The sequence below is a fragment of the Mycolicibacterium wolinskyi str. Jessa 2025 genome (assembly GCF_049241375.1).
GTDB classification, from domain to species: domain Bacteria; phylum Actinomycetota; class Actinomycetes; order Mycobacteriales; family Mycobacteriaceae; genus Mycobacterium; species Mycobacterium wolinskyi.
Map to the genome: position 1 here is coordinate 5,622,260 of NZ_CP185960.1, position 24,758 is coordinate 5,647,017.

Below are 24,758 nucleotides of genomic sequence, written 5' to 3' on the forward strand. Positions count from 1 at the left end.
TCATGGCTTGGCTGATTCTCGTCGTCTCAGGCGTTCTGGAAGCGGTCTGGGCGACTGCGCTCAGCAAGACCGAAGGCTTCACGCGACTCGGACCATCCGTGGTGTTCGGCGTTGCCCTGATCCTGTCGATGATCGGCCTGGCCATCGCGATGCGAAGCCTGCCTCCGGGCACGAGCTATGCGGTCTGGGTTGGCATCGGTGCGGTGTTGACCGTCACCTATGCGATGTTGACCGGCGGTGAATCCGCGTCAGTGATCAAGGTGTTGCTCATGCTCGGCGTGGTCGGCTGCATCGTCGGCCTCAAGGTCGTCAGCCACTAGCGCCGTAATCGCACCATTGTCACGCTGGAGTGGCTGCCGAACGCCGGCATCACTCTGGCGTGACAATGGCGGGAAATCGCGCAATCGCTAGCGCCGAATGAACCGTGAAAAGCCCAGTGCTCCAACCGCTCCCGCAGCCGCCGCGGCCAGGACACCGGGCAGACCGACGCCGTCGCGCACCTGCACGCGGGTGGTGATCAGGGCGGGGTCCGGCGGCTCGACCGGCGCGGCCTCCAGGCTTTCCCTGGACGTCGCGGCCCATGCGGTGGCGAACAGGATCAACCGCGCGGTGATATAGGCGAACACCATGAGACCGAGCACCGGGCCGAACGTCGCGCCCGCGGGCCCGCTCAGGACGGACTGCAGGTAGATCGACGCCACCTGCTTGAAGATCTCGAAGCCCACCGCCGCGAGCAGACCCGCGCGGATCGAACTGCGGAACGGGACGGACTCGCGTGGCAACCGGGCGATGATCCAGGTGAAGAGCAGCCAGGAGATCCCGATCGACACGAGGAGTGACACGATCCGCAGCCCGCCGGTGATGCCCGCGAGGTTGCCGAGGCCGACCCATTCCAGCACCCGGCGCATCAAAGCCGGATCGCCGAGTGCGGTGAGGGCGATCGTGACGACCATGGCGAGGAACGCACTGACGAGCGCCAGCAGGTCCGAGAGTTTGTTGCCGACGAATCCGCCCTCGGGGTGGTGTTGCTCCCACATCTGGCTGAGTGCCTCGCGCAGGTTTGCCATCCAGCCCAGACCGGCCCAGGCCGCCGTCGCGAGGCCGATCACGCCGACGGTGCCGCGCGAATCGATGGCCGAGTTCATGAGCGTCACGAGTTGCTGGCCCAGATCGCCGGACACCGCGCCGCGGATCCGGTCCTCGATCTCAGAAAGCAGTTCGGGCCGGCGAGACAACAGGAAACCGGCGACGGCGAACCCGACCATCAGCAACGGGAACAACGCGAAGATCGTGAAGTAGGTGATGCCGGCGGCGTAGAAGTTGCCGTTGCAGTCGGTGTATCGCTGCTGGGCACGCATCACGTGGTCGAACCACGGATAACGGGCGCGCAGCCGATCGAGAATCCCCGGTTTCTCCTGCTCGTCCACCGCCGCCCCTCCCCTGGCGCTTACGACGTTTGCTGAAGAAACCCTATCTTGTCGTAGACGCGTGCGAGAGTCTTGCCCGACACCTGTTTTGCGCGATCCGCGCCCGCAGCCAGAATCGACTCCAGTTCGGCCCGGTCAGCCAGCAGTTCGTCGACCCGTGTCTTGATGGGGGTGACGAACTCGACGACCACCTCAGCGGTGTCTTTCTTGAGATCGCCGTACCCGCGGCCGGCGTAGCCCTCGACGAGCTTCTCGATATCGGTTCCGGTGATTGCGGACTGGATGGTCAGCAAGTTGGAAATACCCGGTTTGGCCTGCGGGTCAAACCTGATCTCCCGTTCGCTGTCGGTCACCGCGGAGCGGATCTTCTTCGCCGTTGCCTTGGGATCGTCGAGCAGGCTGATCAAGCCGGCGTCCGTTGCCGCGGACTTGCTCATCTTCGCCGTCGGGTCCTGCAGGTCGTAGATCTTGGCGGTTGCCTTGGGGATCATCGCCTCGGGCACCACGAAGGTGTCCGGGAACCGGGCATTGATCCGCTGGGCAACGTCACGGGCGAGTTCGAGGTGTTGCCGCTGATCCTCGCCGACCGGAACGACGTCGGTGTCGTAGAGCAACACGTCGGCAGCCATGAGCACGGGGTAGGTGAACAGGCCGACGGTCGTCGCGTCCGCACCCTGCTTCTGCGACTTGTCCTTGAACTGCGTCATGCGCGACGCCTGGCCGAAGCCGGTGAAACAGCCCAGCACCCAAGCGAGTTGGGTGTGTTCGGGCACATGGCTCTGGACGAACACGGTGCTGCGGGCCGGATCGATGCCCAGCGCGAGGTACTGCGCGGCGGTGACCAGGGTGCGCCGGCGCAACGTTTCGGGATCCTGCGGAATGGTGATCGCGTGCAGGTCGACGACGCAGAAGAACGCGTCGTAGCCGTCCTGCAACTGCGCCCAATGCGTCACCGCGCCCAATGCGTTGCCGAGATGAAGTGAGTCCGAGGTGGGTTGGGCGCCCGAGAAGACGACCTGTTTGCTTCCGCTAGTCATGATGTATTCGATTTTCGCACTGGTGTCATCCGCTTTCTTCGCGGGTCAGCTGTGCCAGCACCCGTAGGAACACCTTCCGGTCGTCGGTGGACAGTTCACCGAGCCATCGCTCCTCGCCGCGCTGGATCTCGGCCTGCACCGCATCCTTGAGATCACGGCCGGCGGCGGTGATCGCCAGCAGCCGGACCCGGCGGTCATCGGGGTCGGGTTGACGGTCGATGAGCCCGCGTTGCTGCAGTTCGTCGAGCGTGCGGATGATGCGCGTCTTGTCGGCGCCGATCGCCTCGGCGAGCGCGGCCTGCGTGCGCATCGACGACCGGTCCAGCGCGCACAGCACGACGTAGCCCCACATCGTCACGTCGTGCGCCTCGAGCACCGGCATCTCGGCATCGATGAGCTCACGCAGCAGCGGGGCCAGCATGGCTGCCAGGTCAGGACGTCGTGGCACCACGTCATGGTAGGCATTGCATAATTATGTGCTCGAGCTTATCGTAAGCGTATGCACACAATTGACGCGGACATCCGCCCCCACCACCGCATCGCCATCCTGCGCACCATCGACCTGGTCGACACCGTCGCCGCATCCGACCTCGGCCGCCCCACTCCGTGCGCGGACTGGAATCTCGCCGAACTGCTCGCCCACATGACCGTCCAGCACCGCGGGTTCGCGGCGGCCGCGCGCGGCAACGGTTCCGACGAAGCGGTCTGGCGACCCGAGACCGTCGCAGGCGCGGTGCGCGCAGACCCGAAAGCCGCATACGCCGCGGCCGCGCACGACGTCCTCGACGCGTTCGCCACCGATGGCGTCACCGAGGCGACGTTCGCCCTACCCGAATTCGGACCCAATGCGACGTTTCCCGGCGCGCTCGCGATCGGATTCCATTTCGTCGACTACGTCGTGCATGGCTGGGATGTCGCGGCGGCGTTGGGCGTTCCCTACGACCTGCCCGACGACGTCATCGCCGCGGTCCTGCCGCTTGTGGAGGCGATCCCGGACGGTGACTTCCGCGAAACCGCGGGCGCACCCTTCGGCCGCGCTGTGAACGCCCACGCGACAACCGATTTCGAGCGGATCCTCGCCCACCTCGGCCGGCGCGCGGACTGGCGTCAGCCGTAAGTGACGGTCACGGGCGAATGGTCCGACCAGCGCAGCGCATAGGCCTCGGCCCGGTCGACGCGAGCCGCCGTCGCCCGGGCCGCGAGGGTGGGGCTCGCGAGGTGGTAGTCGATGCGCCAGCCGGCGTCGTTGTCGAATGCCTTGCCGCGCCATGACCACCAGCTGTAGGGCCCGGCGACGTCGGGATGCAGCACGCGTACGACGTCGACCCAGCCGGTGGCCAACAACTCGGTCAGCCATGCCCGCTCGGCGGGCAGGAAGCCGGCCTTCTTGACGTTGCCTTTCCAGTTCTTGATGTCGTTCTCGGTGTGCGCGATGTTCCAATCCCCGCACACCACAGCATCATTGGCCAGGAGCAGCGCCATCCGCGCAGCGACCGTGCCCATGAACCGCTCCTTCTCGAGCTGGCGGTCGGTCTCGGCCTCGCCCGTCGGGAAGTACACGCTCACCACCGTGGTGCCCGCGGTGTCGACCTCGAGATAGCGGCCATGTGCCTCGAACTCGTCGGATACCAGCAACCGCGAGGCGTCGATCGGATGGCGTGACAGCACCGCAACGCCGTTGCGGCCCTTCAGATGCGGATCGGCCGACGCGAGATTCCAGCCGTCGGCCAGCGCAGGCGCCAACGCATCGGCGAGTTGTTCGTCGTCGGCCCGGGTCTCCTGCAGGCACACCACGTCGGCGTCGGTTTCCTTCAACCACGGCAACAGGCCGAGGTTTTCGGTCGAGCGCTGCTTGACCGCAGCGCGGATGCCGTTGACGTTGATCGTGCTGACGGTCAGCGAACCCGGAGAAGCCACGGCGCAGACCCTACCGATCCGCCCCGACAGGCCACTTGCAGTACCGGCGGTATCACTTTAATCTCGGGCGTCATGGCCGAACGTCGCGCACCCATCCATCTCGGATCGGGCGAACCGATCCTGCTGCTGCACCCCTTCCTCCTGTCGCAGAGCGTGTGGAAGTACGTCGCCCCGCAGCTCGCGGACACCGGCCGCTACGAGGTGTTCGCCCCGACCATGGCAGGTCACAACGGCGGTGCGCCCGCTCCGTTCCTGCTCGACGTCAGGGCGCTGGCCGACGATGTCGAGCGGCAACTCGACGAACTGGGCTGGACGACAGCCCACATCGTCGGGAACTCGCTGGGCGGCTGGGTCGCGTTCGAACTGGAGCGCCGCGGCCGGGCCCGTACGCTCACCGGCATCGCGCCCGCGGGTGGCTGGACCCGCTTCACCCTCGCGAAGTACGAGATCATCGGGAAGTTCCTGGCGGGGCTTCCGATCGTGCTCGCGACGACGCTGCTTGGCCAACGGCTCCAGCGGTTGCCGTTCACGCGCCAGATCTCCTACCTGGCCGTCAGCGCAACGCCGGACGTGCTCAACGACAGCGACCGGGCCGACCTGATCGAGGACCTGGCGCACTGCCCGGCCTATTACAAGCTGATGATCAAGGCCCTGACCACCGCGGGCCTGATGGAACTGCCGAACTCCTGCACGCCCACGCATCTGGTGATCTGCGAGAAAGACCGCGTACTGCCCGAGCCGCGGTTCACCCGGCACTTCATCGAGCACCTGCCGAAGGGATCGGTGATCACCCGGCTCGACGGCGTGGGACATGTCCCGATGTTCGAGGCGCCGGACCGGATCACGAGCCTGATCACCGACTTCATCGAGCTTCACACCGACCCGGCCCGAGCTACCGGTTAGATCGGAAACCCCGCCCCTGTCTTGCCGGGGCGGGCCACCGTAAACCTCAGCCCTGCGCGGACGCGAGCGCCTCGTTGAAGGTCTTGCTCGGCCGCATCACCGCGGCGGTCTTCTCGCGGTCCGGGTAGTAGTAACCGCCGATGTCGACCGGCTTGCCCTGTGCCTCGTTGAGTTCGGAGACGATGGTCTCCTCGTTCTCGGCAAGCGACTTGGCCAGCGGTGCGAAGTGCTCGGCCAGTTCCTTGTCCTCGGTCTGGTTCGCGAGCTCCTGCGCCCAGTAGAGCGCGAGGTAGAACTGGCTGCCGCGGTTGTCGAGTTCGCCGGTCTTGCGTGACGGGCTCTTGTTCTCGTCCAACAACTTTCCGGTCGCCGCGTCGAGCGTCTTGGCCAAGAGCTTGGCCTTCGGATTGTCGGACTTGTTGCCCATGTCTTCGAGGCTCGCCCCCAGTGCGAGGAATTCGCCGAGCGAATCCCAGCGCAGGTGATTCTCCTCGACGAGCTGATGGACGTGCTTGGGCGCCGAACCGCCGGCACCGGTCTCGTACAGCCCGCCACCGGCCATGAGCGGCACGATCGAGAGCATCTTGGCGCTCGTGCCCAGCTCGAGGATCGGGAACAGGTCGGTGAGGTAATCGCGCAGGATGTTGCCCGTCGCGGCAATGGTGTCCTGGCCGCGGATCACGCGCTCGATGGTGTACCGCATGGCCCACACCTGCGGCATGATCTGGATGGTCAGGCCCTCGGTGTCGTGGTCCTTGAGGTAGGTCTTGACCTTCTTGCGCAGCTCGGCCTCGTGCGGACGCTCCGTGTCGAGCCAGAACACCACCGGCATGCCCGACAGCCGCGCCCGCGTGACGGCCAGCTTCACCCAGTCGCGGATGGGGGCGTCCTTGACGACCGGCATGCGCCAGATGTCGCCTTCTTCGACGTTCTGCGTCAACAGCACCTCGCCGGTGTCGTTGTCGACGATGTTGGCCACGCCGTCCTCCGGGATCTCGAAGGTCTTGTCGTGGCTGCCGTACTCCTCGGCCTTCTGCGCCATCAGACCGACGTTGGGAACGGTGCCCATCGTCGTCGGGTCGAACTGGCCGTGGGTCTTACAGAAGTTGATGATCTCCTGGTAGATCCGCGAGAAGGTGGACTCCGGGTTGACGGCCTTGGTGTCCTTGGTGCGGCCGTCGGCGCCGTACATCTTGCCGCCCAGCCGGATCATCGCGGGCATCGACGCGTCGACGATCACGTCGCTGGGTGAGTGGAAGTTCGAGATGCCCTTGGCCGAGTCGACCATCGCGAGCTCGGGCCGGTGCTCATGGCACGCATGCAGGTCCCGGATGATCTCTTCGTGCTGCGACGCCGGCAGCGACTCGATCTTGCTGTAGAGATCGGACAGGCCGTTGTTGACGTTGACGCCGAGCTCGTCGAACAGCTTCTGATGCTTGGCGAACGCGTCCTTGTAGAAAACCTTGACGGCGTGGCCGAACACGATGGGGTGGCTGACCTTCATCATGGTGGCCTTGACGTGCAGCGAGAACATCACGCCGGTCTCGTAGGCGTCCTGCATCTCGGCCTCGTAGAACTCGCACAGGGCCTTCTTGCTCATGAACATGCTGTCGATGACGTCGCCGTCGTCGAGCTTCACCTCGGGCTTGAGCACGATCGTCTCGCCGCGCTTGGTGACCAGCTCCATGCGGACCTTGCGGTCACGGTCCAGCGTCATCGACTTCTCGCCGTGGTAGAAGTCGCCCTTCTTCATGGTCGCGACGTGCGTGCGCGATGCCTGCGACCACTTGCCCATGCTGTGCGGGTGCTTGCGCGCGTACTCCTTGACGGCCTTGGGGGCGCGCCGGTCCGAGTTCCCTTCGCGCAGTACCGGGTTCACCGCACTGCCGAGGACCTTGGCGTACCGATCCTTGATGGCCTTCTCTTCGTCGTTCTTCGGCTCGCCGGGGTAGTCGGGCAGGTTGTAGCCCTTGCCCTTCAGTTCCTTGATCGCGGCGAGCAGCTGCGGCACCGAGGCGCTGATGTTGGGCAGCTTGATGATGTTGGCCTCGGGGTCCTGGGTCAGCGCCCCCAGCTCGGCCAGGTTGTCCGGGACCTTCTGCTCGTCGGTCAGGTAGTCGCTGAACTCGGCCAGGATTCGCGCCGCGACGGAGATGTCGCTGGTTTTCACGTCGATACCGGCCGCTTCAGCGAAGGTGCTGACCACCGGCAGGAAGGCGTACGTCGCAAGCAGCGGCGCCTCGTCGGTCAGCGTGTAGATGATGGTCGGTTGCTGGGCGCTCATTGATGTTCTCCCGACGTCACTTTCGGTCAGATCTTGCCGAACTTCGCTTCGCGCGCCTTGTGGGCGCACGTCAAGCAGTGCCGAGCGTTGGCTCGCGAACGCAACACTACAAGGGCCGAATGGCGCGCGAGCATCCAACATTGGCTACTCGTCAGTAACCGGAACGGGCGCGCCACGACGCCCCGGAAACCATCCCACTGGCACCCGGTGAGGCGCGTGAGATAAGCTGCAGGCCGGTCATGAGCGCCAGCGTCAAGCCCCGGCTTGCTGGCCGGCAACCCTCCAACCGCGGTGGGGTGCCCCGGGTGATGACCAGGTTGAGCAGCCGTAGCGGCTGTAAGGCAAGCGCGGGTCCGTAGGTTCGGGCCCCCAGAGAGACAGGGAAACCTGATGGAGGCCATCCATGTGCTGTTGTCCGTGACCTGTTGGTGTCCGCCTGCTGCCATGCGCAGGCAGGACGCCCGGTAATCGACTTCCCCTTCATCTCGCAGGAGACAACACACCCATGAGCACCCCGGACAACGCCGCAGAGTGGTCGTTCGAGACCAAGCAGATCCACGCAGGCCAGACCCCCGACAGCGCCACCAACGCCCGCGCGCTGCCGATCTACCAGACGACGTCGTACACATTCAACGACACCGCGCACGCCGCCGCGCTGTTCGGCCTGGAACAACCGGGCAACATCTACACGCGGATCATGAACCCGACCACCGACGTCGTCGAGCAGCGCATCGCGGCGCTCGAAGGCGGCGTCGCCGCGCTGTTCCTGGCGTCCGGACAGGCCGCCGAGACGTTTGCCATCCTCAACATCGCCGGCGCAGGCGACCACATCGTGTCGAGTCCGCGGCTCTACGGCGGCACATACAACCTGTTCCACTACACGCTGCCCAAGCTCGGCATCGAGGTCAGCTTCGTGGCAAACCCCGATGATCTGGACTCCTGGCGCGCGGCAGTGCAGCCGAACACCAAGGCCTTCTTCGCCGAGACGATCTCCAACCCGCAGATCGACGTGCTCGACATTCCGTCGGTCGCCGCCGTCGCACACGACAACGGCGTGCCGCTGATCGTCGACAACACCATCGCGACGCCCTATCTGATCCAGCCGCTCGCCCACGGCGCCGACATCGTCGTGCACTCGGCGACGAAGTATCTGGGCGGGCACGGTTCGGCGATCGCGGGCGTGATCGTCGACGGCGGCACGTTCGACTGGACGAACGGCAAGTTCCCCGGATTCACCGAGCCGGACCCGAGCTACCACGGCGTGGTGTTCGCCGAGCTCGGAGCGCCCGCGTATGCGCTCAAAGCGCGCGTGCAGCTGCTGCGCGACCTCGGTTCGGCGGCCGCGCCGTTCAACGCGTTCTTGATCGCACAGGGATTAGAGACGCTGTCGCTGCGTGTTGAACGGCACGTGGCCAATGCTCAGAGAGTGGCGGAGTACCTGGCGGGTCACCCTGACGTGACGTCGGTGAACTACGCCGGTCTGCCCACCTCGCCGTGGTACGAGCTCGGTCGCAAGATCGCGCCCAAGGGCACGGGCGCGGTCCTGGCCTTCGAACTGTCCGGCGGTATCGAGGCAGGCAAGGCATTCGTCAACGCGCTCACGCTGCACAGCCACGTCGCCAACATCGGCGATGTCCGCTCGCTGGTCATCCATCCCGCGTCGACGACCCACCAGCAGCTGACCGCCGAGGAGCAGCTGTCCACGGGTGTCACGCCCGGCCTGGTCCGGCTGGCCGTCGGCCTCGAGGGGATCGACGACATCCTGGCCGACCTCGAGCAGGGATTCGCCGCCGCCCGTCCGTTCAGTGGTGCCTCGCAGACGGCGTCCACGGTGTGAGTTGCGTGAGACGAGCCCAGTGACGATCACCGAAGAACCTCCCGTGCAGACCCAGCCCTTGCCCGCAGAAGGCGAGATCGGCCTGGTGAACATCGGCGCGCTGACCCTCGAGAACGGCACCGTCCTGCCCGACGTCACGATCGCCGTGCAGCGGTGGGGCGAGCTGTCACCCAACCGCGACAACGTGGTGGTGGTGCTGCACGCACTGACCGGCGACTCCCACGTCACCGGACCCGCCGACGACGACCACCCGACACCGGGCTGGTGGGACGGCGTGGCCGGGCCGGACGCCCCGATCGACACCGACCACTGGTGCGCGATCGCGACGAACGTGCTCGGCGGTTGCCGCGGCTCGACCGGGCCCGGCTCCCTCGCGCCGGACGGAAAGCCTTGGGGCTCAAGGTTTCCCCAGATCACCATCCGCGATCAGGTGGCGGCCGATCGGGCCGCGCTTACCGCGCTCGGCATCACCGAGGTCGCCGCGGTGATCGGTGGGTCGATGGGCGGAGCCCGTGCCCTGGAGTGGATCGTCGGACATCCCGACGACGTGCGGGCCGCACTGGTCCTGGCCGTCGGGGCACGCGCGACCGCCGACCAGATCGGCACCCAGGCCACCCAGGTCGCCGCGATCAAGGCCGACCCCGACTGGCAGGGCGGTGACTACTACGGCACGGGCCGGGCGCCGACGGCGGGGATGGAGATCGCCCGGCGGTTCGCGCACCTGACCTACCGCGGCGAAGAGGAACTCGACACCCGATTCCGCAACGAGGCCCAGGGTGGCGAGGATCCGGTCGCCGGCGGCCGCTACGCGGTGCAGAGCTATCTGGAGTACCAGGGCGGCAAGCTGGCTGCCCGGTTCGATCCCGGCACCTATGTCGTCCTGAGCGACGCGTTGTCCAGCCACGATGTCGGCCGCGGCCGCGGCGGGGTACGGGCCGCGCTGCGAAGCTGCCCCGTGCCGACCGTGGTCGGCGGTATCACCTCCGACCGCCTCTACCCCATCCGCCTGCAAGAGGAACTCGCCGACCTACTGCCCGGGTGTAGCGACCTGGACGTGGTCGACTCGGCCTACGGCCACGACGGCTTCCTGGTCGAGACCGAACTGGTCGGCAAGTTGATCCGCCGAACATTGGAGCTTGCACAAAGGTGACCAGTTCTCGGCAGCAACGTTCCCTGTCATTCGGCTCGGAGGCCGCCGCCTACGAACGCGGCCGCCCGTCGTATCCGCCCGAGGCCATCGACTGGCTGCTTCCGGGCGACGCGCACGATGTGCTCGATCTGGGTGCAGGCACCGGCAAACTCACCACGCGACTGGTCGAACGCGGACTCGACGTGATAGCGGTCGACCCGATCGCCGAGATGCTGGAACTGCTGTCGAACTCCCTGCCGGACACCCCGGCGCTGCTGGGAACGGCAGAGGAAATCCCGTTGCCGGACAACAGCGTTGACGCCGTGCTGGTGGCCCAGGCGTGGCACTGGTTCGATCCCGAGCGCGCGGTCAAGGAAGTCAGCAGGGTACTGCGGCCCGGCGGCCGGTTGGGGCTGGTGTGGAACACCCGCGACGAGCGGCTCGGCTGGGTCAAGGATCTGGGCCGCATCATCGGCCACGAGGACGATCCGTTCAATCACCAGGTGACACTGCCCGAGCCGTTCGCCGACACCGAGCGGCACCAGGTGGAGTGGACGAGTTACCTGACGCCGCAAGCCCTCATCGACCTGGTGGCCTCCCGCAGCTACTGCATCACCTCACCCGAGCAGGTCCGCACCCGCACGCTGGGCCAGGTTCGCGAACTGCTGGCCACCCACCCGGCGCTGGCCAACACGACCGGCTTGGCACTGCCGTACGTCACGGTGTGCATTCGCGCGACGCTGGCTTAGCGCGCGATGAAGTCGCCGATGACGGCAGTGCCCGGGCCGATCATCGCGCCGGGGCCGGGCGTGGCCGTGGTCGTATCCGCGTCGAGCACCTCGCCGCACTCGGCACAGACCGTTTTCGCCGTGGTGATGCGACCGCAGGTGTTGTGCCGCAACAGCGCCGGTGGCCCGTCGGCTCCCGCCAGCCATTTGTCCCCCCACGCCACCAGTGTCGCAATGACCGGGTACAGATCCCGTCCCTTTTCGGTGAGCAGGTATTCATAGCGCACCGGTGCGGTCTGGTACTGGCGGCGTTCGACGATGCCATGGCTTTCGAGCTCGTCGAGGCGTGCCGTCAGGACGTTCGATGCGATGCCGAGGTCGCGCCGGATGTCCTCGAAGCGCGTGAGCCCAGCGAACAGGTCGCGCAGGATCAACGGCGTCCACCGCTGGCCCACGACGTCGACGGCCCGCGCGATCGAACACGAGATGTCGCCGAAGGACTGTTTAGGCATGGGCCAACAGTAGTCCATTGCTTTTCACCATTGACTCTGATTAGGTAACTTGCAAAAAGCAAGTAAGGGGTAACGGTGAGCGAGACAACTACGGATTCGGTGGCCGCGTTCTGCGAAGCCACCCGCGCCAAGGACATCGACCGGCTCGTCGGCACCCTCGCGCCCGACGCGGAGCTGGTGTCGCCGCTGTCGGGCCGCATGGTGTTCCGCGGCCGCGAAGACCTGCGGCTGCTGCTCGCCGAGGTGTACGGCGGCCTGCGCGATCTGAGGTGGCAGGAGGTGATCGGCGACGGCCGAACGCGGGTGGCGGTCAGCGAGGCCCGGATCGCCGGCATCACCATCACCGATGCGCTGGTGTTCGAACTCGATGACACCGGTCGGATCATGCGCCTACGCCCCCACCTACGGCCGTTGCTCGCGATCGCGGTCTTCGCACTCCTGCTCGGACCGAAGATCGCCCGCCACCCCGCCGCGGTTCGCCGGGCGCTCAGGCGCTGAGTTCGTCGGCCACCGGATCCGGCCTGCCGCACCAGCGGTGCAGCGCAGCGTGCAGCCGATCCCGGTCGGAATCGCCGAAATCGTCGGCAGCCCAGCCGATGTAGCCATCGGGGCGGATCAGCAGAGCGGCCGCAGGCGCCTGGTGTTTGGTCGCCACCACGACGTCCACGCGGTCACGCCAACCCTCGGTCGCATCGGCGACCGTGCCGCCGGCCAGGTCGAGCAGCAGCGGGCGGCCCGAACGCATGAGTTCAGCCACCCGCCGATCGTCGTCGAGCACCAGATCCGGCATGAACCGCCCGGACAGCCGATGATCGTCACCCACGTCGTAGCGCACATCGGATCCGGCGAGCACGTTCGCGATGTGGGCGGCGCCGTCCGGCGTTGACAGCAGCTCACCGAAAAGTGTTCGCAGTGCCGCCACCTCGGGCCCGGCAGCCATCAGGGCGGCCTGAGCCATCGAGTGCGTCATCACGCGCTCGCCGGCCGGATACCGCTCGGTGTGATAGCTGTCGAGCAGGCCGGGCGGCGCCCACCCCTGCACCGTGGCGGCCAGTTTCCAGCCCAGGTTCATCGCGTCCTGCATGCCCAGGTTCAAACCGGGCCCGCCCATCGCCGAATGCACATGCGCGGCATCGCCGACCAGGAACACGTTGCCGGCGCGGTACCGGTCGGCCTGCCGGGTGTTCTGACCGTTGATGCGCCGCAAGGCATGCGGCCCGGGCCCGGCCGGCGGTTCCATCGGCAGGTCAGTACCGAGCACGCGGGCCGCACTCTCGCGCAGTTCGGCGATGGTCAGCGGCGGCGCATCGTCGGGCAGCAGGGTGCCGTATTCGACCGTGCCGACCATAGAACGTCCCGGTTCGAACTCGGCATAGATCAGAACGCCGCGGTCGAACCTGTTGTGGCCGAACGGTAGACGTCCGATTCCGGGGATGCGCAGGCCGCCGTCTCCTGCCCGGAACTCATCGGGCACGGCGACATGGCCGACGCGCGCGACGACGTCGGTCGTGAGGCCGGGAAAGCCGATTCCGGCCGCCTTTCGCACGGGGCTGCGCCCGCCGTCGGCGCCGACGAGGTAGGTGGTGTCGATCTCGTAGTGCCCGTGCGTCGTCGCCACGGTCACCGCCACACCGTCGGCCCGGGGCACGATGCCGGTCAGTTCGTGGCCCCACCGAATCTCGGCACCCAGATCGCTCACCCAGTCCACGAGCTCACGCACCACACGCGGTTGCTGAATCAGCATGCCGTACATCGGGTTTTCGGCCAGATCGGCGAACGGCACCTGCATGCCGGCGAAGATGTAGCCGTTCATGGGCTGCGGCGGCTGCGGCGATCCGCTCAGTTTCTGATAGAGGCCACGCAGATCGAGAGCCCGGTTCGCCTGCCCGACAATACCGTTGGCCTTGAGTTCGGGGCTGGGCTCGGGAAGCAGCTCCAGCACGACCGGCCGGACGCCGGCCAGCGCCAGTTCACCGGCGAGCAGCAGGCCGTTGGGCCCGGCTCCGGAGATGACGACGTCGGTTTTCTCGGTCATGGTTTCCTTCCGGGTTCGGGCAGTCCCGCGGCGACCGCCGCGAAACCCTCACGTAGTAACGATGCGAACGGCACCGGCGGATCAGCGGCCGCATACTCGTCCATCGCGACATCGCCGACCGCACGCACGACGGCTGCGACGAGGCGTGGGTACATGTCCGACGGTTCGGTGCCGGCGCGTTCGGCGATCGCGGCGACCCATTCGTCGAACATGCCCCGAAACGTCGCATCGCGAATCTCGGGGATCATCAGCAACTTTCGAATCTCGACGAGCTGCTGGCGCGTCGGTACCGCACTGTCGGCGCCGCCCACGTCCCCGAGTTCGTCGTCCAGCGGCGCGATCACCGACTCGGCGATAGACGTCCACAACGGTTCGCCGACCGGACGCTCCCGCAGCAGATCGATGCTGCGCCTGAGGCGTTCGATCTGGCGGTACGCGAGCGCCTCGTACTTGCCGGTGAAGTAGTTGTTGAACGTCCGCAGCGAGACGCCGGCCAGCTTGGCGATGTCCTCGCGCGTCACGTTCTCCAGGCCGCGATCGAAGGTGAGCGTCAATGCGGCGTCGCTCAGCGCCCGCCGGGTGTCGAGTTTCTTGCGTTCGCGTAGTCCCACGGCCACCACCCTAGCCAAATATTGCACACCGGGCAATATTGCACATTGGGCAACTCTCTCGGAAAATCGGTTGCTCCCCCACGCACACGCCCCTACGGTGGCTGCCATGTCAGCAGCGACCTTCTTCATCCGCATTCGCATCGCCTAGCGGCGGATCTGCTCTGTCTCGACACATCCGCCGCAGCAGCTTTGTCCCTGCGTCTGCGGAGAAACCGTGTCTTCCCCATCTCACGGCCGGCATGAGTTCGGCCAGAATTTCCTGTGCGATCGTCGCGTGGTCGCCGACATCGTCGAAATCATCTCGCGCACAACCGGTCCCATCGTCGAAGTCGGGGCCGGCGACGGCGCGCTGACCGTGCCTTTGCAGCGGCTCGGGCGGCCGTTGACCGCGATCGAGATCGACAGCCGGCGCGCCGAGCGGCTCGCCGGCCATACCTCGGCGAAGGTCGTGGCCACCGATTTCCTGCGCTTTCGACTGCCCCGCACCCCGCACGTGATAGTCGGCAACCTGCCCTTCCACCTCACCACCGCGATGCTGCGGCGCCTGCTGCACGGGCCCGGCTGGACCGATGCCGTGCTGCTCGTCCAATGGGAGGTGGCGCGCCGCCGCGCCGGGGTCGGCGGCGCCACCATGATGACGGCGCAGTGGTGGCCGTGGTTCGAATTCGGTTTGGCGCGAAAGGTTTCCGCGAACGCCTTCCGGCCACGCCCGACCGTGGACGCCGGCTTGCTGATCATCACCCGTCGCGCCCATCCGATGATCGACGCTGCCGATCGCCGGCGATATCAGGCGCTGGTGCACCAGGTGTTCACCGGGCGCGGCCGGGGTATCGCGCAGATCATCGGCCGCCGCGTGCCCCGGCACTGGTTACGCGACAACGGGATCAACCCGGCTGCGCTGCCCAAGGACTTGACCGCGACGCAGTGGGCGGCGTTGTTCGCGGCGGTCGGCTAGCTCGTGCCCAGCGGATCGATGGTCCACGCGATGTAGAGCACGGCCGCGCTCACGGTCGCGGTGGTGACGAAGTCGATGCCTTTGCTGCGCACCACCAGCAGACCAGCACGGTCGTCGGTCAGCGCCAGCCGCAATGCGGCAGCGACACCGACGCCGATACCGATCACGAGGGCGCCACGGCGCCAGTAACCCGCCACCACAAGAGCGAACGCCGCGATGAAGATCAGGCCGACCACGAGGATCGGCCACTGGCCGGCGAACACCTTGCGGGCGAATTCCTTTAAGGTCACGCCAGTTTCGACTCTTCGAGCTCTACGACGTTGGTCAGCAGGAACGCGCGGGTCAGCGGTCCGACGCCGCCGGGGTTGGGCGACACATGACCGGCCACGTCCCACACGTCGGGCGCGACGTCACCGCTCAGCTTGCCGTCGACGCGGCTGACACCGACATCGACGACCGCCGCGCCCGGCTTGACCATGTCGGCGGTCACCATGTGCGGCACGCCGACCGCGGCGATGATGATGTCGGCTTGGCGGGTGAGCGCGGGCAGATCGCGCGTGCCGGTGTGGCACAGGGTCACGGTGGCGTTCTCGGAGCGCCGGGTGAGCAGCAGGCCCATGGGCCTACCGACCGTCACGCCGCGGCCGATCACCACCACGTGCGCGCCCGCGATCGGCACGTCGAACCGGCGCAGCAGATGCACGATGCCTCGCGGTGTGCACGGCAGTGGAGCCTCCTTGCCGAGCACGAGCCGGCCGAGGTTGGTCGGGTGCAACCCGTCGGCGTCCTTGGCCGGGTCGATGCGCTCGAGCGCGGCGTTCTCGTTGAGATGCTTGGGCAGCGGAAGCTGCACGATGTAGCCCGTGCAGTCCGGGTTGGCGTTGAGCTCGTCGATGGTGTCGTCGAGCTGGGCCTGGGTGATGTCAGCGGGCAGGTCGCGGCGGATGGAGTTGATGCCGACCTTCGCGCAGTCGGCGTGTTTACCGCGCACATAGGCCTGCGATCCGGGGTCGTCGCCGACCAGCACCGTGCCGAGCCCGGGCGTGCGGCCCGATTCGGTCAACTTCGCAACGCGCTGCTTGAGATCGACGAAGATCTCGTCGCGTGTGGCCTTACCGTCCAGAGTCATCGCACCCACGCCTGACATTGTGGCAGGCTCAGCTGCCATGAACACTCAGCCCAATGTGTTCACTGACGTATTCAGTGAGGCCAAGCTCGGCCCGGTGACCCTGCGCAACCGCATCATCAAGGCCGCCACATTCGAGGCGTCCACACCCAATGCCCTGGTCACCGACGATTTGATCAACTACCACCGCCTCCCCGCCGCGGGCGGCGTCGGCATGACGACGGTCGCCTATTGCGCGGTGTCGCCGGGCGGCCGGACCGACGGCTGGCAGATCTGGATGCGCCCGGAGGCCATACCCGGGCTGCTCAAATTGACCGACGCCGTCCATGCCGAAGGTGCGGCGATCAGCGCCCAGATCGGACATGCCGGGCCGGTCGCCAACGCCCGGACCAACAAGGCGCATGCACTGGCCCCGGTGCGGTTCTTCAACCCGTTGTCGATGCGGTTCGCGAAGAAGGCCACGCGCGACGACATCCGCGACGTGATGGAGGCGCACGCCAACGCCGCCCGGCTGGCCATCGACGCGGGATTCGACGCCGTGGAGGTTCACCTGGGTCACAACTATCTGGCCAGCTCGTTCCTCAGCCCGCTGATCAATCGCCGCACCGACGAGTTCGGCGGATCACTGGAGAACCGGGCCAAGGTGGCCCGCGGCGTGGTGCGCGCGGTCCGTCAGGCCGTCGACGCCTACGCGCCGGGTCAGATCGCCGTCACCGCGAAACTCAACATGAGCGACGGCGTGCGCGGCGGGATCTCCACCGAGGAATCGCTGCAGACCGCCAAGTGGCTCGAGGAGGACGGCGCGCTCGATGCGATCGAACTCACCGCGGGCAGCTCGCTGGTCAACCCGATGTATCTGTTCCGCGGCGACGCGCCGGTGAAGGAATTCGCGGGTGCGTTCAAACCGCCGATCCGGTGGGGCGTGCGGATGATGGGCAAGAACTTCCTGCGCCAGTACCCCTACCGTGAGGCCTACCTGCTGCGGGATGCCAAGTTGTTCCGCGCCGAGCTCAAGATGCCGCTGATCCTGCTGGGCGGCATCACCAACCGCGACACCATGGACCTCGCGATGGCCGAGGGTTTCGACTTCGTCGCGATGGGCCGCGCCCTGCTGGCCGAACCCGATCTGATCAACCGCATCAAGGCCGACGGCGAGGCGCACTCGATCAAATCGCTGTGCACACACTGCAACCGGTGCATGCCGACGATCTACAGCCATACCCACTGCGTGGTGACTGGAGCCCCGGACGCGCTCGTGAGATAACCAATGCATGGCCGCCAGCGACATCATGGTCACCTATCGCTACGTCCGGGTGAGCCTGGTCGCGCTGGTGGTCTTCCTTCTGGTCTCGGTGGGGCTCACCTGGGGGCAGAGCTGCCTGCAGGGGTCCATCAGCGCGTTCTACTACACCCGTACGCACGCGGTGTTCCTCGCCGCGGTGTGCGCGATCGGTATCTGCCTCGTCGCCTACAAGGGCAGCCGCACCGGCGAGGAGGCGCTGTTGAACTTCTCGGGGTTCATGGCCTTTCTCGTGGCGTTGATCCCGACCGGCGCCGTCGACGTGTGTGAGCCGTGGCTGCCGACCGAGACCGATCCGTTCGGCGGGGTCGCCAACAACGTCACGGCGCTGTTCGTGGCAACCGCGGCCGGTGCGGCACTGTACCTCGCGCTGGACCGCTGGCGCCCGTCGCAATCGCCGCCCACCGCGTCGCAACCTGCCTGCGCCGAGGCCGCCACGCTGTGGAAGCGCGTGGCCACCGCGCTGTTGCGGATCGAAAAGTGGCTACCCGCAGTACTTGTGGTGATCACCGTCGCCGGCGCGGTGCTGATGTTGTGGGACTGGTTCGCCGACCACGCACACGTCATCGCCGCCGTCGCGATGTTCCTGGCCATCACGCTCGTAGCGGTCTATCACGCGTGCTACGCCAGAGCTGCTGTGCGCCAGCGCCTTGCCCGGTTCTACGCGACGATCGCAGCGCTCATGCTGGCCACCGTCGTGGTGGCAGTCGTGCTCCTCATCCGCGATGTCCACTTCGGCGTGTTCGTGGTCGAGATCGTCCTCATCCTGGTGTTCGCGGTGTTCTGGGCCGTGCAGACCTGGGATGTCTGGGAACCGCAAGACCGCTATCCCGACGAGGCGGTGCCCAACCTGGCCTACGCCGACTAATCCGCCCGGTAGCCGTCGATCTGCAGCGTGTTGCCGTCGCGTCGCAGCACCAGCACCGCTCCGGGGACCGGCACCAAGCCCTCCACGGCTTCGGCGGGCACCGATGCGGTCTGGGCACACGTCGTGCTGTCGAAGGTCCGAAGGGAGCCCGAGCGGTCTGCGACGACGAAGTTGTCCGACATCGTGACGAAACCCGGCCGGTCCAGGGCTCGCCCGGGCACCTTCGTCCGGACCGGGTCGACGTCGGCACCGACCTGACACCGCCGGTGTCCATCCGCACCGAACAGGGCCAAACGGTTGGCCGGATTTTCCGAAACGATGAAATCGTCGCTGAAACCGGGTGATTCGGCGGGACGATCGAGCGCCGAAAACCGGGTGATGGACCGGTCGGCGACATTGGCATACATCGGGCCCTCCGGCGCAGCAGGCCCGAAAAAGTTGAGGAACACGCCGACACCGTTGGCAGGCAGCACCACGCGATTGAGAATGCGATCCGGCGGCGGGATTGCCGGGTCCACGGCAGCATCCAGAACGATGCTGTCCCAGCCGGTTTCGCCGGTTTCGGGATCGAGCACGGTCAACCAGACTTTGCCGTCCTCACATTGCACCAGCGACAACACGCCCGAGGAACTCACCACCGGTTCGACGATGCCGCAATCCGGATGCGGTGCGGTCACCCGCCACATCAACCGGCCGGTGCGGCTGTCATATCGCGTCCAGACCTGTTCATCGTTCCAACCCACCACGTACGGCCCGGACGCACGCTCGAAACGACCGCGCGCTGCCTCGACGAGGTCCTCGTCCGCGCTGGTCCACAGCTGCTCCCCGGTCATGGCGTCAAGGCCGACCAGTCCGCCGCCGATGAACGCCAGCACCGTGGCCCCGTTGTCGACCACCCGCATCCGGTCGACTGAGACCTCCCCCGGGCCGGTGCGGGCATAGTGCCACCGTTCCTTCCCGTCGGCACCATAGGCCGTGATGCGGTGATCGCGATACACCACGAAACCGGCACCGGCCGCATCGATTTCATACCTCGGCAGATCCAGGTCGGTGAACGCGTCTGCAACCGCAACGGTGAACGCACGCTGCCGCAGCGCGGTGGGCGCCGCGGGGGCGTCGATCGAGGCCGCGGTGCTGGCGTCGACGTAGCGCCCGTCATCGCCGGTCCGCAGCGCTACCACCGTGACCACCGAGGCAACCACCACAGCGATCACTGCACCGAGCGCCAGCCATCGCAGGGCACCGCGCTCCAACCGTGGAAAGGCCCTGGCCGCCAACAAGGCGGCCGCCGCGCCACCCAGGCACAACCACCATGAGGCCATCCCCGCGGGCAATGCCGCGGTGACCGGCGCGCCGGACATCGCCGCCCGGTAGTACTCCGGGATGTCCTGCGTGACGTAGGCGATGAACAACAGCGCCGCAACCGCCGCCGCCCCGACCGGCGTGGCCGACAGATCCCGGCCGGTGCGCCCCCGCCAAACGCTGTAAGCCATCGCGGCGATCAACAGCAACGCGATCACGGTCACCGAGAGGGCCATCCGGTTCGGCAACGCCTCGCCCCAGCGGTGCACGTTGACCAGATACCAGGCGCCCTCCGCCACGCTGCGCGGCGCGGCCAGTCGCGCCCACGTCGCGAGCACCGCGGCCCACACCAGCAACACCACCGCCAGCCCCGCCAGCACCATCGCCGCCGGACGCAGCACGGTACGGACGCGTTCGGCTATCTCTTCGCGACCCACGCCGGCCATCGTCACACGACGCGACACCTTCGCGGCGCAGCGGTCCCCGTGACAAGTACCGATAGAGTTGATCGCGATGAGCCGACCATCCCCACCTGCGCTGACCGTTCGGTACGAGGGGTCGACCCGTACCTTCGCCCCCGGCAACGATGTTGTCATCGGCCGGGACCTGCGTGCTGATGTCCGCATCGCCCACCCGCTGATCTCGCGCGCACACCTCGTGCTGCGGTTCGACCAGGGCCGATGGGTCGCGATCGACAACGGCAGCCTCAACGGCATGTACGTCAACGGCCGCCGGGTGCCGTCGGTGGACATCCAGGACGGTCAAGTCCTCAACATCGGTAACCCGGACGGTCCGCAGTTGACGTTCGAGGTGGGCCGCCACCAGGGTTCGGCCGGCCGCACCCCGACGGCCGCCGTGCCCGTCGCGAGCCGCCCCAGCACGTCGTGGCCCACCCAGGCGCCGACCGGCGGCGGCTGGCAGCAGCCCTACACCCAGCCGCCGAGCCCGCCGCGCCCCGGCTACCAAACGGGCCCGCAGCGGTATCCCGCCGGTCCCCCGGCCGGTTACCCGAACGGGCCACAGACCGGCTATCCCAGCGGTCCCCAGACCGGCTACCCGAGCGGGCCGCAGACCGGTTATCCCAGCGGGCCGCAGTCCTACCAGTCGCAGCCGGTGCGTACGCCGGCCCCCAGCTCATCGCAGGCGCCGACCACGATGAGTCCGTCCGCCGGGCGCGGCAATGAGCAGGTCGGAAACCTCGCGACCAGCATGCTCAAGATCCTGCGGCCAGGTAAGACCGCGCCGGCGCCCGCGGGTGCGATCAAGATCGGCCGCGCGACCGACAACGACATCGTCATCCCCGACGTGCTGGCCTCGCGCCACCACGCCACGTTGATCCCGATGCCCGGCGGCACCGAGATCCGCGACGAACGCAGCATCAACGGAACCTTCGTCAACGGCACCCGGGTGGAGTCGGCCGTGCTGCACGAAGGCGACGTCGTCACGATCGGCAACGTCGACCTCGTCTTCAGCGGTGGCACGCTGGCCCGCGGCACCGAAACCGAGGCCGACACCCGCACCGGCGGCCTTGAGGTGCGCGGCCTGACGTGGACGATCGAGGGCAACAAGACCCTGCTCGACAACATCTCATTGGACGCGCGGCCGGGCACTCTCACCGCGGTGATCGGCCCGTCGGGTGCGGGTAAGTCGACGTTCGCGCGCCAGGTCGCGGGGTACACGCATCCGACGAGCGGCACGATCACGTTCGAAGGCCACGACGTCCACGCCGAGTACGCCTCGCTGCGGTCCCGTATCGGCATGGTCCCGCAGGACGACGTCGTGCACGGGCAGCTCACGGTCCGGCAGGCCCTGATGTACGCCGCCGAGCTGCGGCTGCCGCCCGACACCACGAAGGACGACCGCGAACAGGTCGTCATGCAGGTGCTCGAGGAGCTCGAAGATGACCAAGCATCTCGACACCCGCGTCGACAAGCTGTCCGGCGGACAGCGCAAGCGCGCATCGGTCGCGCTGGAACTGCTGACCGGTCCGTCGCTGCTCATCCTCGACGAACCGACGTCAGGTCTGGACCCGGCGCTCGACCGCCAGGTCATGACCATGCTGCGCCAGCTCGCCGACGCGGGCCGTGTGGTGCTCGTCGTCACGCACTCGCTGACCTACCTCGACGTGTGCGATCAGGTGCTGCTGCTGGCTCCGGGCGGCAAGACCGCGTTCTGCGGGCCGCCGAGCCAGATCGGCCCGGAACTCGGCACCACCAACTGGGCCGACATCTTCAGCACGGTCGCGGGTGACCCGGCCGAGGCCAACCGCCGCTACCTCGCACGCACGCCTCCGGCACCGCCCGCCCCGGCGTCGTCGAAACCGGCCGATCTCGGCAAACCGGCGAAAACCAGTCTGAAACGCCAGTTCTCGACGATCGCGCGAAGACAGATGCGGCTCATCGTGTCCGATCGCGGGTACTTCATCTTCCTGGCGCTGTTGCCGTTCATCATGGGCACGCTGTCGCTTTCGGTGCCGGGCACCGTCGGCTTCGGCGTACCCAACCCGATGGGCGACGCACCCAACGAACCGGGCCAGATCCTGGTGCTGCTCAACGTCGGCGCGATCTTCATGGGCACTGCCCTGACGATCCGCGACCTCATCGGCGAGCGCGCGATCTTCCTGCGCGAGCAGGCGGTCGGGTTGTCGACATCGGCGTATCTGCTGGCCAAGGTCTGCGTGTACTCGATATTCGCGATCATCCAGTCGGCGATCGTCACCACCATCACCATCGCAGGCAAGGGCTGGGGCGAAGGCGCTGTCGACCGCGGCGTCTTTATCGGAAATCGGTCACTGGAACTGTTCCTCAGCATGGCCGCCACCACCGTGACCGCGGCAATGGTCGGCCTCGCGCTCTCGGCACTGGCCAAGACAAGCGAACAGATCATGCCCCTCCTCGTGGTCGCGATCATGAGCCAGCTCGTGTTCTCCGGCGGCATGATCCCGGTGACCGGCCGCGTCGGGCTCGATCAGCTGTCGTGGATCACGCCGGCCCGCTGGGGCTTCGCGGCGTCGGCATCGACGGTGGACCTGATCCGGCTCGTGCCGGGGCCGCTCACGCCGAAAGACTCACACTGGGAACACACCTCGAGCACCTGGCTGTTCGACATGGCCATGCTGGCCGCCTTGTCGGTGTTCTACGTGGGCTTCGTGCGCTGGAAGATCCGCCTGAAGGGCGGCTGAGCCTTTCTTTGTCACGCTGGCGTGGCTCTCGGACTCGAGAGCCACGCCAGCGTGACATTCGGGGTTGTGGCGAGGGAAGTTCACCCGCCGTGCACGTCCAGACCGTGCGCGGCGGAATACGCCAGCGCCTGGCTGATATCGATTTTGGCGCCACGGAGTTTGGCGGTGGTCCAGAACGTCGGGTCGACGCGGGCGCCACGGAGATCGGCCTCGTCCAACTTGGCGTCCTGCACCCGCGCTCCGGTCAGGTCGGCCTGACGCAGGACCGCCTTGCGCAGATCCGCGCCGACGAGGCTGGCCTCTCGCAGCCGGCAATCCGACAGGTCGACATTGCGCAGATCGCAGCCGCCGAGCACGGCGAGCGTCAGGTCGGACTCGACGAGTGTGATCGGCCGCAGCCGGCATTCGGTGAACACCGACCCGAGCAGGCTGCAGTTCGTGAATGTGCTGTGCCACAGGGTGGCCCGGCGGAATGTGCAGTTGCGGAACGCCGATCCGGAGTGCTCGGACTCGGACATGTCGACGCCTCGGAAGTCGCAGTCGGTGAACACGACGCGCTCAGTGCGCAACCGGCTGAGATCGTCATCGCGGAAATCCTGGCCGGTGAACTCACGGTCCACCCAGACCTGTTCGGCAGTGGCCACGCCTCAGCCGGGAAGCGCGGTGAGCGTGTTGAGCGAGTACTCCGTGACCGCGATCAGCGCGGCTTTCGCCGAATTGCGGTCGCGCGCGTCGACGGTGATCACCGGAATGTGGTCGGGCACCGCCAGCGCCTTACGCACCGCTTGCGTGGGATGCTTTGGCGCGCCGTCGAACTCGTTGACCGCGACGATGAACGGCAGTTTGCGGGCTTCGAAGAAGTCGACCGCGGCGAAGCTGTCCTGCAGGCGGCGCACGTCGACGAGGATGATCGCGCCGATCGCCCCGCGCACCAGGTCGTCCCACATGAACCAGAACCGGCGCTGCCCGGGCGTGCCGAACAGATACAGCACCAGGTCCTCGTCGAGGGTGATGCGGCCGAAGTCCATCGCGACCGTGGTGGTGCGCTTGTCGGGGGTACCGTCGAGCGCGTCGACACCTTCGGACACGTTGGTGACCAACGCTTCCGTGCGCAGCGGCATGATTTCCGACACCGCGCCCACGAATGTCGTCTTGCCCGCGCCGAACCCGCCGGAGATGACGATTTTCGTAGAGGATGAGCGCTTGCGCGAAGACCCTGAGGAGGATGAGCGCCTATCAGAGTGCTCGTAGGCCACGCAGGGTCCTTCCTATCAGTTCGCGGCGTTCGTCGAAGGTCGCCGAATCGTCGAGGGTGGTGTGCACCCGTAGATAACCCTGCGTCACCAAGTCCCCGATCAGCACGCGCGCCACGCCGAGCGGTAGGGACAAATGTGCTGCGATTTCTGCCACCGACGGACTGTCGGTGCATAACTCTACGATCTGACCGCGCACATCGCGCCCAGGCCAACGCGGATCGTTTGGCGTGTCGAGCGTTTCCACCGGCGCTTCCAACGGCAGATGGACGCGCGTGTCGGTGCGACCGGCGGTCAGCGTGTAAGGCCGAACCAAGCTCGGTCGATCGGCGGGTTCGAGTTCGTCCACTGGC

At 67.0% G+C, this 24,758-nt stretch carries 24 protein-coding genes, 1 pseudogene and 1 riboswitch; of the genes and pseudogenes, 11 read left to right on the forward strand and 14 right to left on the reverse strand.

Annotated elements, in window-relative coordinates:
- Positions 1-2: 2 nt before the first annotated feature.
- Complete coding sequence (locus tag ACOI2T_RS27815) at positions 3-320, forward strand: DMT family transporter (protein WP_409504615.1); 318 nt, start codon at positions 3-5, stop codon at positions 318-320.
- Positions 321-407: 87 nt separating this feature from the next.
- Here the strand turns inward: ACOI2T_RS27815 and yhjD are convergent, their stop codons facing one another.
- Genes yhjD through ACOI2T_RS27830 form a run of 3 tightly spaced genes read right to left on the reverse strand, consistent with a single transcriptional unit; the run spans position 408 to position 2,885 of the window.
- Positions 408-1,427, reverse strand: a complete 1,020-nt coding sequence (yhjD, locus tag ACOI2T_RS27820) for an inner membrane protein YhjD (protein WP_409504616.1) — start codon at positions 1,425-1,427, stop codon at positions 408-410.
- Between the two features lie 20 nt (positions 1,428-1,447).
- Positions 1,448-2,464: a tryptophan--tRNA ligase gene (gene trpS / locus ACOI2T_RS27825; RefSeq protein ID WP_067842970.1), complete on the reverse strand. Its 1,017-nt coding sequence runs from the start codon at positions 2,462-2,464 to the stop codon at positions 1,448-1,450.
- A 25-nt stretch (positions 2,465-2,489) separates the two neighbouring features.
- The gene (locus ACOI2T_RS27830; protein ID WP_409504678.1) at positions 2,490-2,885 is read right to left on the reverse strand and encodes a MarR family winged helix-turn-helix transcriptional regulator; all 396 of its coding nucleotides are present in this window, start codon (positions 2,883-2,885) and stop codon (positions 2,490-2,492) included.
- A gap of 78 nt (positions 2,886-2,963) precedes the next feature.
- Here ACOI2T_RS27830 and ACOI2T_RS27835 point away from each other — a divergent pair, with 78 nt between their 5' ends.
- On the forward strand, positions 2,964-3,581 hold the full coding sequence (locus ACOI2T_RS27835) for a TIGR03086 family metal-binding protein (protein ID WP_409504617.1): 618 nt from the start codon (positions 2,964-2,966) through the stop codon (positions 3,579-3,581).
- On the opposite strand, the gene ACOI2T_RS27840 is transcribed toward ACOI2T_RS27835, so the two are convergent.
- Positions 3,572-4,381 carry an exodeoxyribonuclease III gene (locus ACOI2T_RS27840; RefSeq protein WP_409504618.1) on the reverse strand — a complete coding sequence of 270 codons (810 nt, stop codon included), beginning with the start codon at positions 4,379-4,381 and terminating at the stop codon, positions 3,572-3,574. The two genes, ACOI2T_RS27835 and ACOI2T_RS27840, sit on opposite strands and share 10 nt — an antisense overlap.
- A 72-nt stretch (positions 4,382-4,453) precedes the next feature.
- Here ACOI2T_RS27840 and ACOI2T_RS27845 point away from each other — a divergent pair, with 72 nt between their 5' ends.
- On the forward strand, positions 4,454-5,284 hold the full coding sequence (locus ACOI2T_RS27845; protein WP_409504619.1) for an epoxide hydrolase EphH: 831 nt from the start codon (positions 4,454-4,456) through the stop codon (positions 5,282-5,284).
- A gap of 46 nt (positions 5,285-5,330) precedes the next feature.
- Here ACOI2T_RS27845 and ACOI2T_RS27850 read toward each other — a convergent pair whose 3' ends face one another.
- Positions 5,331-7,568: an NADP-dependent isocitrate dehydrogenase gene (locus tag ACOI2T_RS27850; RefSeq protein WP_067842959.1), complete on the reverse strand. Its 2,238-nt coding sequence runs from the start codon at positions 7,566-7,568 to the stop codon at positions 5,331-5,333.
- Between the two features lie 235 nt (positions 7,569-7,803).
- Positions 7,804-7,922: riboswitch (SAM riboswitch) on the forward strand.
- 151 nt (positions 7,923-8,073) lie between these two features.
- Here ACOI2T_RS27850 and ACOI2T_RS27855 point away from each other — a divergent pair.
- Genes ACOI2T_RS27855 through ACOI2T_RS27865 form a run of 3 tightly spaced genes read left to right on the forward strand, consistent with a single transcriptional unit; the run spans position 8,074 to position 11,283 of the window.
- Positions 8,074-9,405, forward strand: coding sequence for a bifunctional o-acetylhomoserine/o-acetylserine sulfhydrylase (locus ACOI2T_RS27855; protein ID WP_085146808.1), 1,332 nt, complete (start codon positions 8,074-8,076; stop codon positions 9,403-9,405).
- Positions 9,406-9,424: 19 nt separating this feature from the next.
- Positions 9,425-10,555: a homoserine O-acetyltransferase MetX gene (gene metX, locus ACOI2T_RS27860; protein WP_409504620.1), complete on the forward strand. Its 1,131-nt coding sequence runs from the start codon at positions 9,425-9,427 to the stop codon at positions 10,553-10,555.
- Positions 10,552-11,283, forward strand: coding sequence for a class I SAM-dependent methyltransferase (locus tag ACOI2T_RS27865; protein ID WP_409504621.1), 732 nt, complete (start codon positions 10,552-10,554; stop codon positions 11,281-11,283). Before metX ends, ACOI2T_RS27865 begins: the two co-directional genes overlap by 4 nt.
- On the opposite strand, the gene ACOI2T_RS27870 is transcribed toward ACOI2T_RS27865, so the two are convergent.
- The gene (locus ACOI2T_RS27870; protein ID WP_409504622.1) at positions 11,280-11,774 is read right to left on the reverse strand and encodes a winged helix-turn-helix transcriptional regulator; all 495 of its coding nucleotides are present in this window, start codon (positions 11,772-11,774) and stop codon (positions 11,280-11,282) included. The two genes, ACOI2T_RS27865 and ACOI2T_RS27870, sit on opposite strands and share 4 nt — an antisense overlap.
- Before the next feature lie 75 nt (positions 11,775-11,849).
- Here ACOI2T_RS27870 and ACOI2T_RS27875 point away from each other — a divergent pair, with 75 nt between their 5' ends.
- Positions 11,850-12,272, forward strand: coding sequence for a nuclear transport factor 2 family protein (locus ACOI2T_RS27875; RefSeq protein WP_409504623.1), 423 nt, complete (start codon positions 11,850-11,852; stop codon positions 12,270-12,272).
- Here ACOI2T_RS27875 and ACOI2T_RS27880 read toward each other — a convergent pair.
- Together ACOI2T_RS27880 and ACOI2T_RS27885 are read right to left on the reverse strand one after the other, a co-directional pair.
- Positions 12,262-13,809, reverse strand: a complete 1,548-nt coding sequence (locus ACOI2T_RS27880) for an FAD-dependent monooxygenase (RefSeq protein WP_421874846.1) — start codon at positions 13,807-13,809, stop codon at positions 12,262-12,264. The two genes, ACOI2T_RS27875 and ACOI2T_RS27880, sit on opposite strands and share 11 nt — an antisense overlap.
- Positions 13,806-14,420, reverse strand: coding sequence for an acyl-CoA-like ligand-binding transcription factor (locus ACOI2T_RS27885; RefSeq protein ID WP_084356413.1), 615 nt, complete (start codon positions 14,418-14,420; stop codon positions 13,806-13,808). Before ACOI2T_RS27885 ends, ACOI2T_RS27880 begins: the two co-directional genes overlap by 4 nt.
- A 214-nt stretch (positions 14,421-14,634) precedes the next feature.
- On the opposite strand from ACOI2T_RS27885, the gene erm reads away from it, so the two are divergent.
- A complete protein-coding gene (gene erm / locus ACOI2T_RS27890; RefSeq protein ID WP_409504625.1) occupies positions 14,635-15,375 on the forward strand; it encodes a 23S ribosomal RNA methyltransferase Erm in 741 nt (246 codons plus the stop codon).
- Here erm and ACOI2T_RS27895 read toward each other — a convergent pair.
- Positions 15,372-15,665, reverse strand: a complete 294-nt coding sequence (locus ACOI2T_RS27895) for a DUF3017 domain-containing protein (RefSeq protein WP_067842934.1) — start codon at positions 15,663-15,665, stop codon at positions 15,372-15,374. The genes erm and ACOI2T_RS27895 overlap by 4 nt on opposite strands.
- Positions 15,662-16,513, reverse strand: coding sequence for a bifunctional methylenetetrahydrofolate dehydrogenase/methenyltetrahydrofolate cyclohydrolase (locus tag ACOI2T_RS27900; protein WP_409504626.1), 852 nt, complete (start codon positions 16,511-16,513; stop codon positions 15,662-15,664). Before ACOI2T_RS27900 ends, ACOI2T_RS27895 begins: the two co-directional genes overlap by 4 nt.
- A 28-nt stretch (positions 16,514-16,541) precedes the next feature.
- On the opposite strand from ACOI2T_RS27900, the gene ACOI2T_RS27905 reads away from it, so the two are divergent.
- On the forward strand, positions 16,542-17,765 hold the full coding sequence (locus ACOI2T_RS27905) for an NADH:flavin oxidoreductase (RefSeq protein WP_409504627.1): 1,224 nt from the start codon (positions 16,542-16,544) through the stop codon (positions 17,763-17,765).
- Positions 17,766-17,772: 7 nt separating this feature from the next.
- Positions 17,773-18,669, forward strand: coding sequence for a diphosphate--fructose-6-phosphate 1-phosphotransferase (locus ACOI2T_RS27910; RefSeq protein ID WP_409504628.1), 897 nt, complete (start codon positions 17,773-17,775; stop codon positions 18,667-18,669).
- Here ACOI2T_RS27910 and ACOI2T_RS27915 read toward each other — a convergent pair.
- On the reverse strand, positions 18,666-20,417 hold the full coding sequence (locus ACOI2T_RS27915; RefSeq protein ID WP_409504679.1) for a BamB-related PQQ repeat family beta-propellar protein: 1,752 nt from the start codon (positions 20,415-20,417) through the stop codon (positions 18,666-18,668). The genes ACOI2T_RS27910 and ACOI2T_RS27915 overlap by 4 nt on opposite strands.
- Before the next feature lie 61 nt (positions 20,418-20,478).
- On the opposite strand from ACOI2T_RS27915, the pseudogene ACOI2T_RS27920 reads away from it, so the two are divergent.
- Positions 20,479-23,152, forward strand: a pseudogene (locus ACOI2T_RS27920) (FHA domain-containing protein).
- An 80-nt stretch (positions 23,153-23,232) separates the two neighbouring features.
- Here ACOI2T_RS27920 and ACOI2T_RS27925 read toward each other — a convergent pair.
- Genes ACOI2T_RS27925 through ACOI2T_RS27935 form a run of 3 tightly spaced genes read right to left on the reverse strand, consistent with a single transcriptional unit; the run spans position 23,233 to position 24,754 of the window.
- The gene (locus ACOI2T_RS27925) at positions 23,233-23,796 is read right to left on the reverse strand and encodes a pentapeptide repeat-containing protein (RefSeq protein ID WP_409504630.1); all 564 of its coding nucleotides are present in this window, start codon (positions 23,794-23,796) and stop codon (positions 23,233-23,235) included.
- A 3-nt stretch (positions 23,797-23,799) separates the two neighbouring features.
- Entirely contained in the window at positions 23,800-24,408 is a 609-nt protein-coding gene (locus ACOI2T_RS27930; RefSeq protein WP_409504631.1) for a GTP-binding protein, read from the reverse strand.
- Positions 24,389-24,754 (reverse strand): DUF742 domain-containing protein, encoded by a 366-nt coding sequence (locus tag ACOI2T_RS27935; RefSeq protein WP_067842911.1) that lies wholly within the window; start codon positions 24,752-24,754, stop codon positions 24,389-24,391. Before ACOI2T_RS27935 ends, ACOI2T_RS27930 begins: the two co-directional genes overlap by 20 nt.
- Between the last annotated feature and the right edge of the window lie 4 nt (positions 24,755-24,758).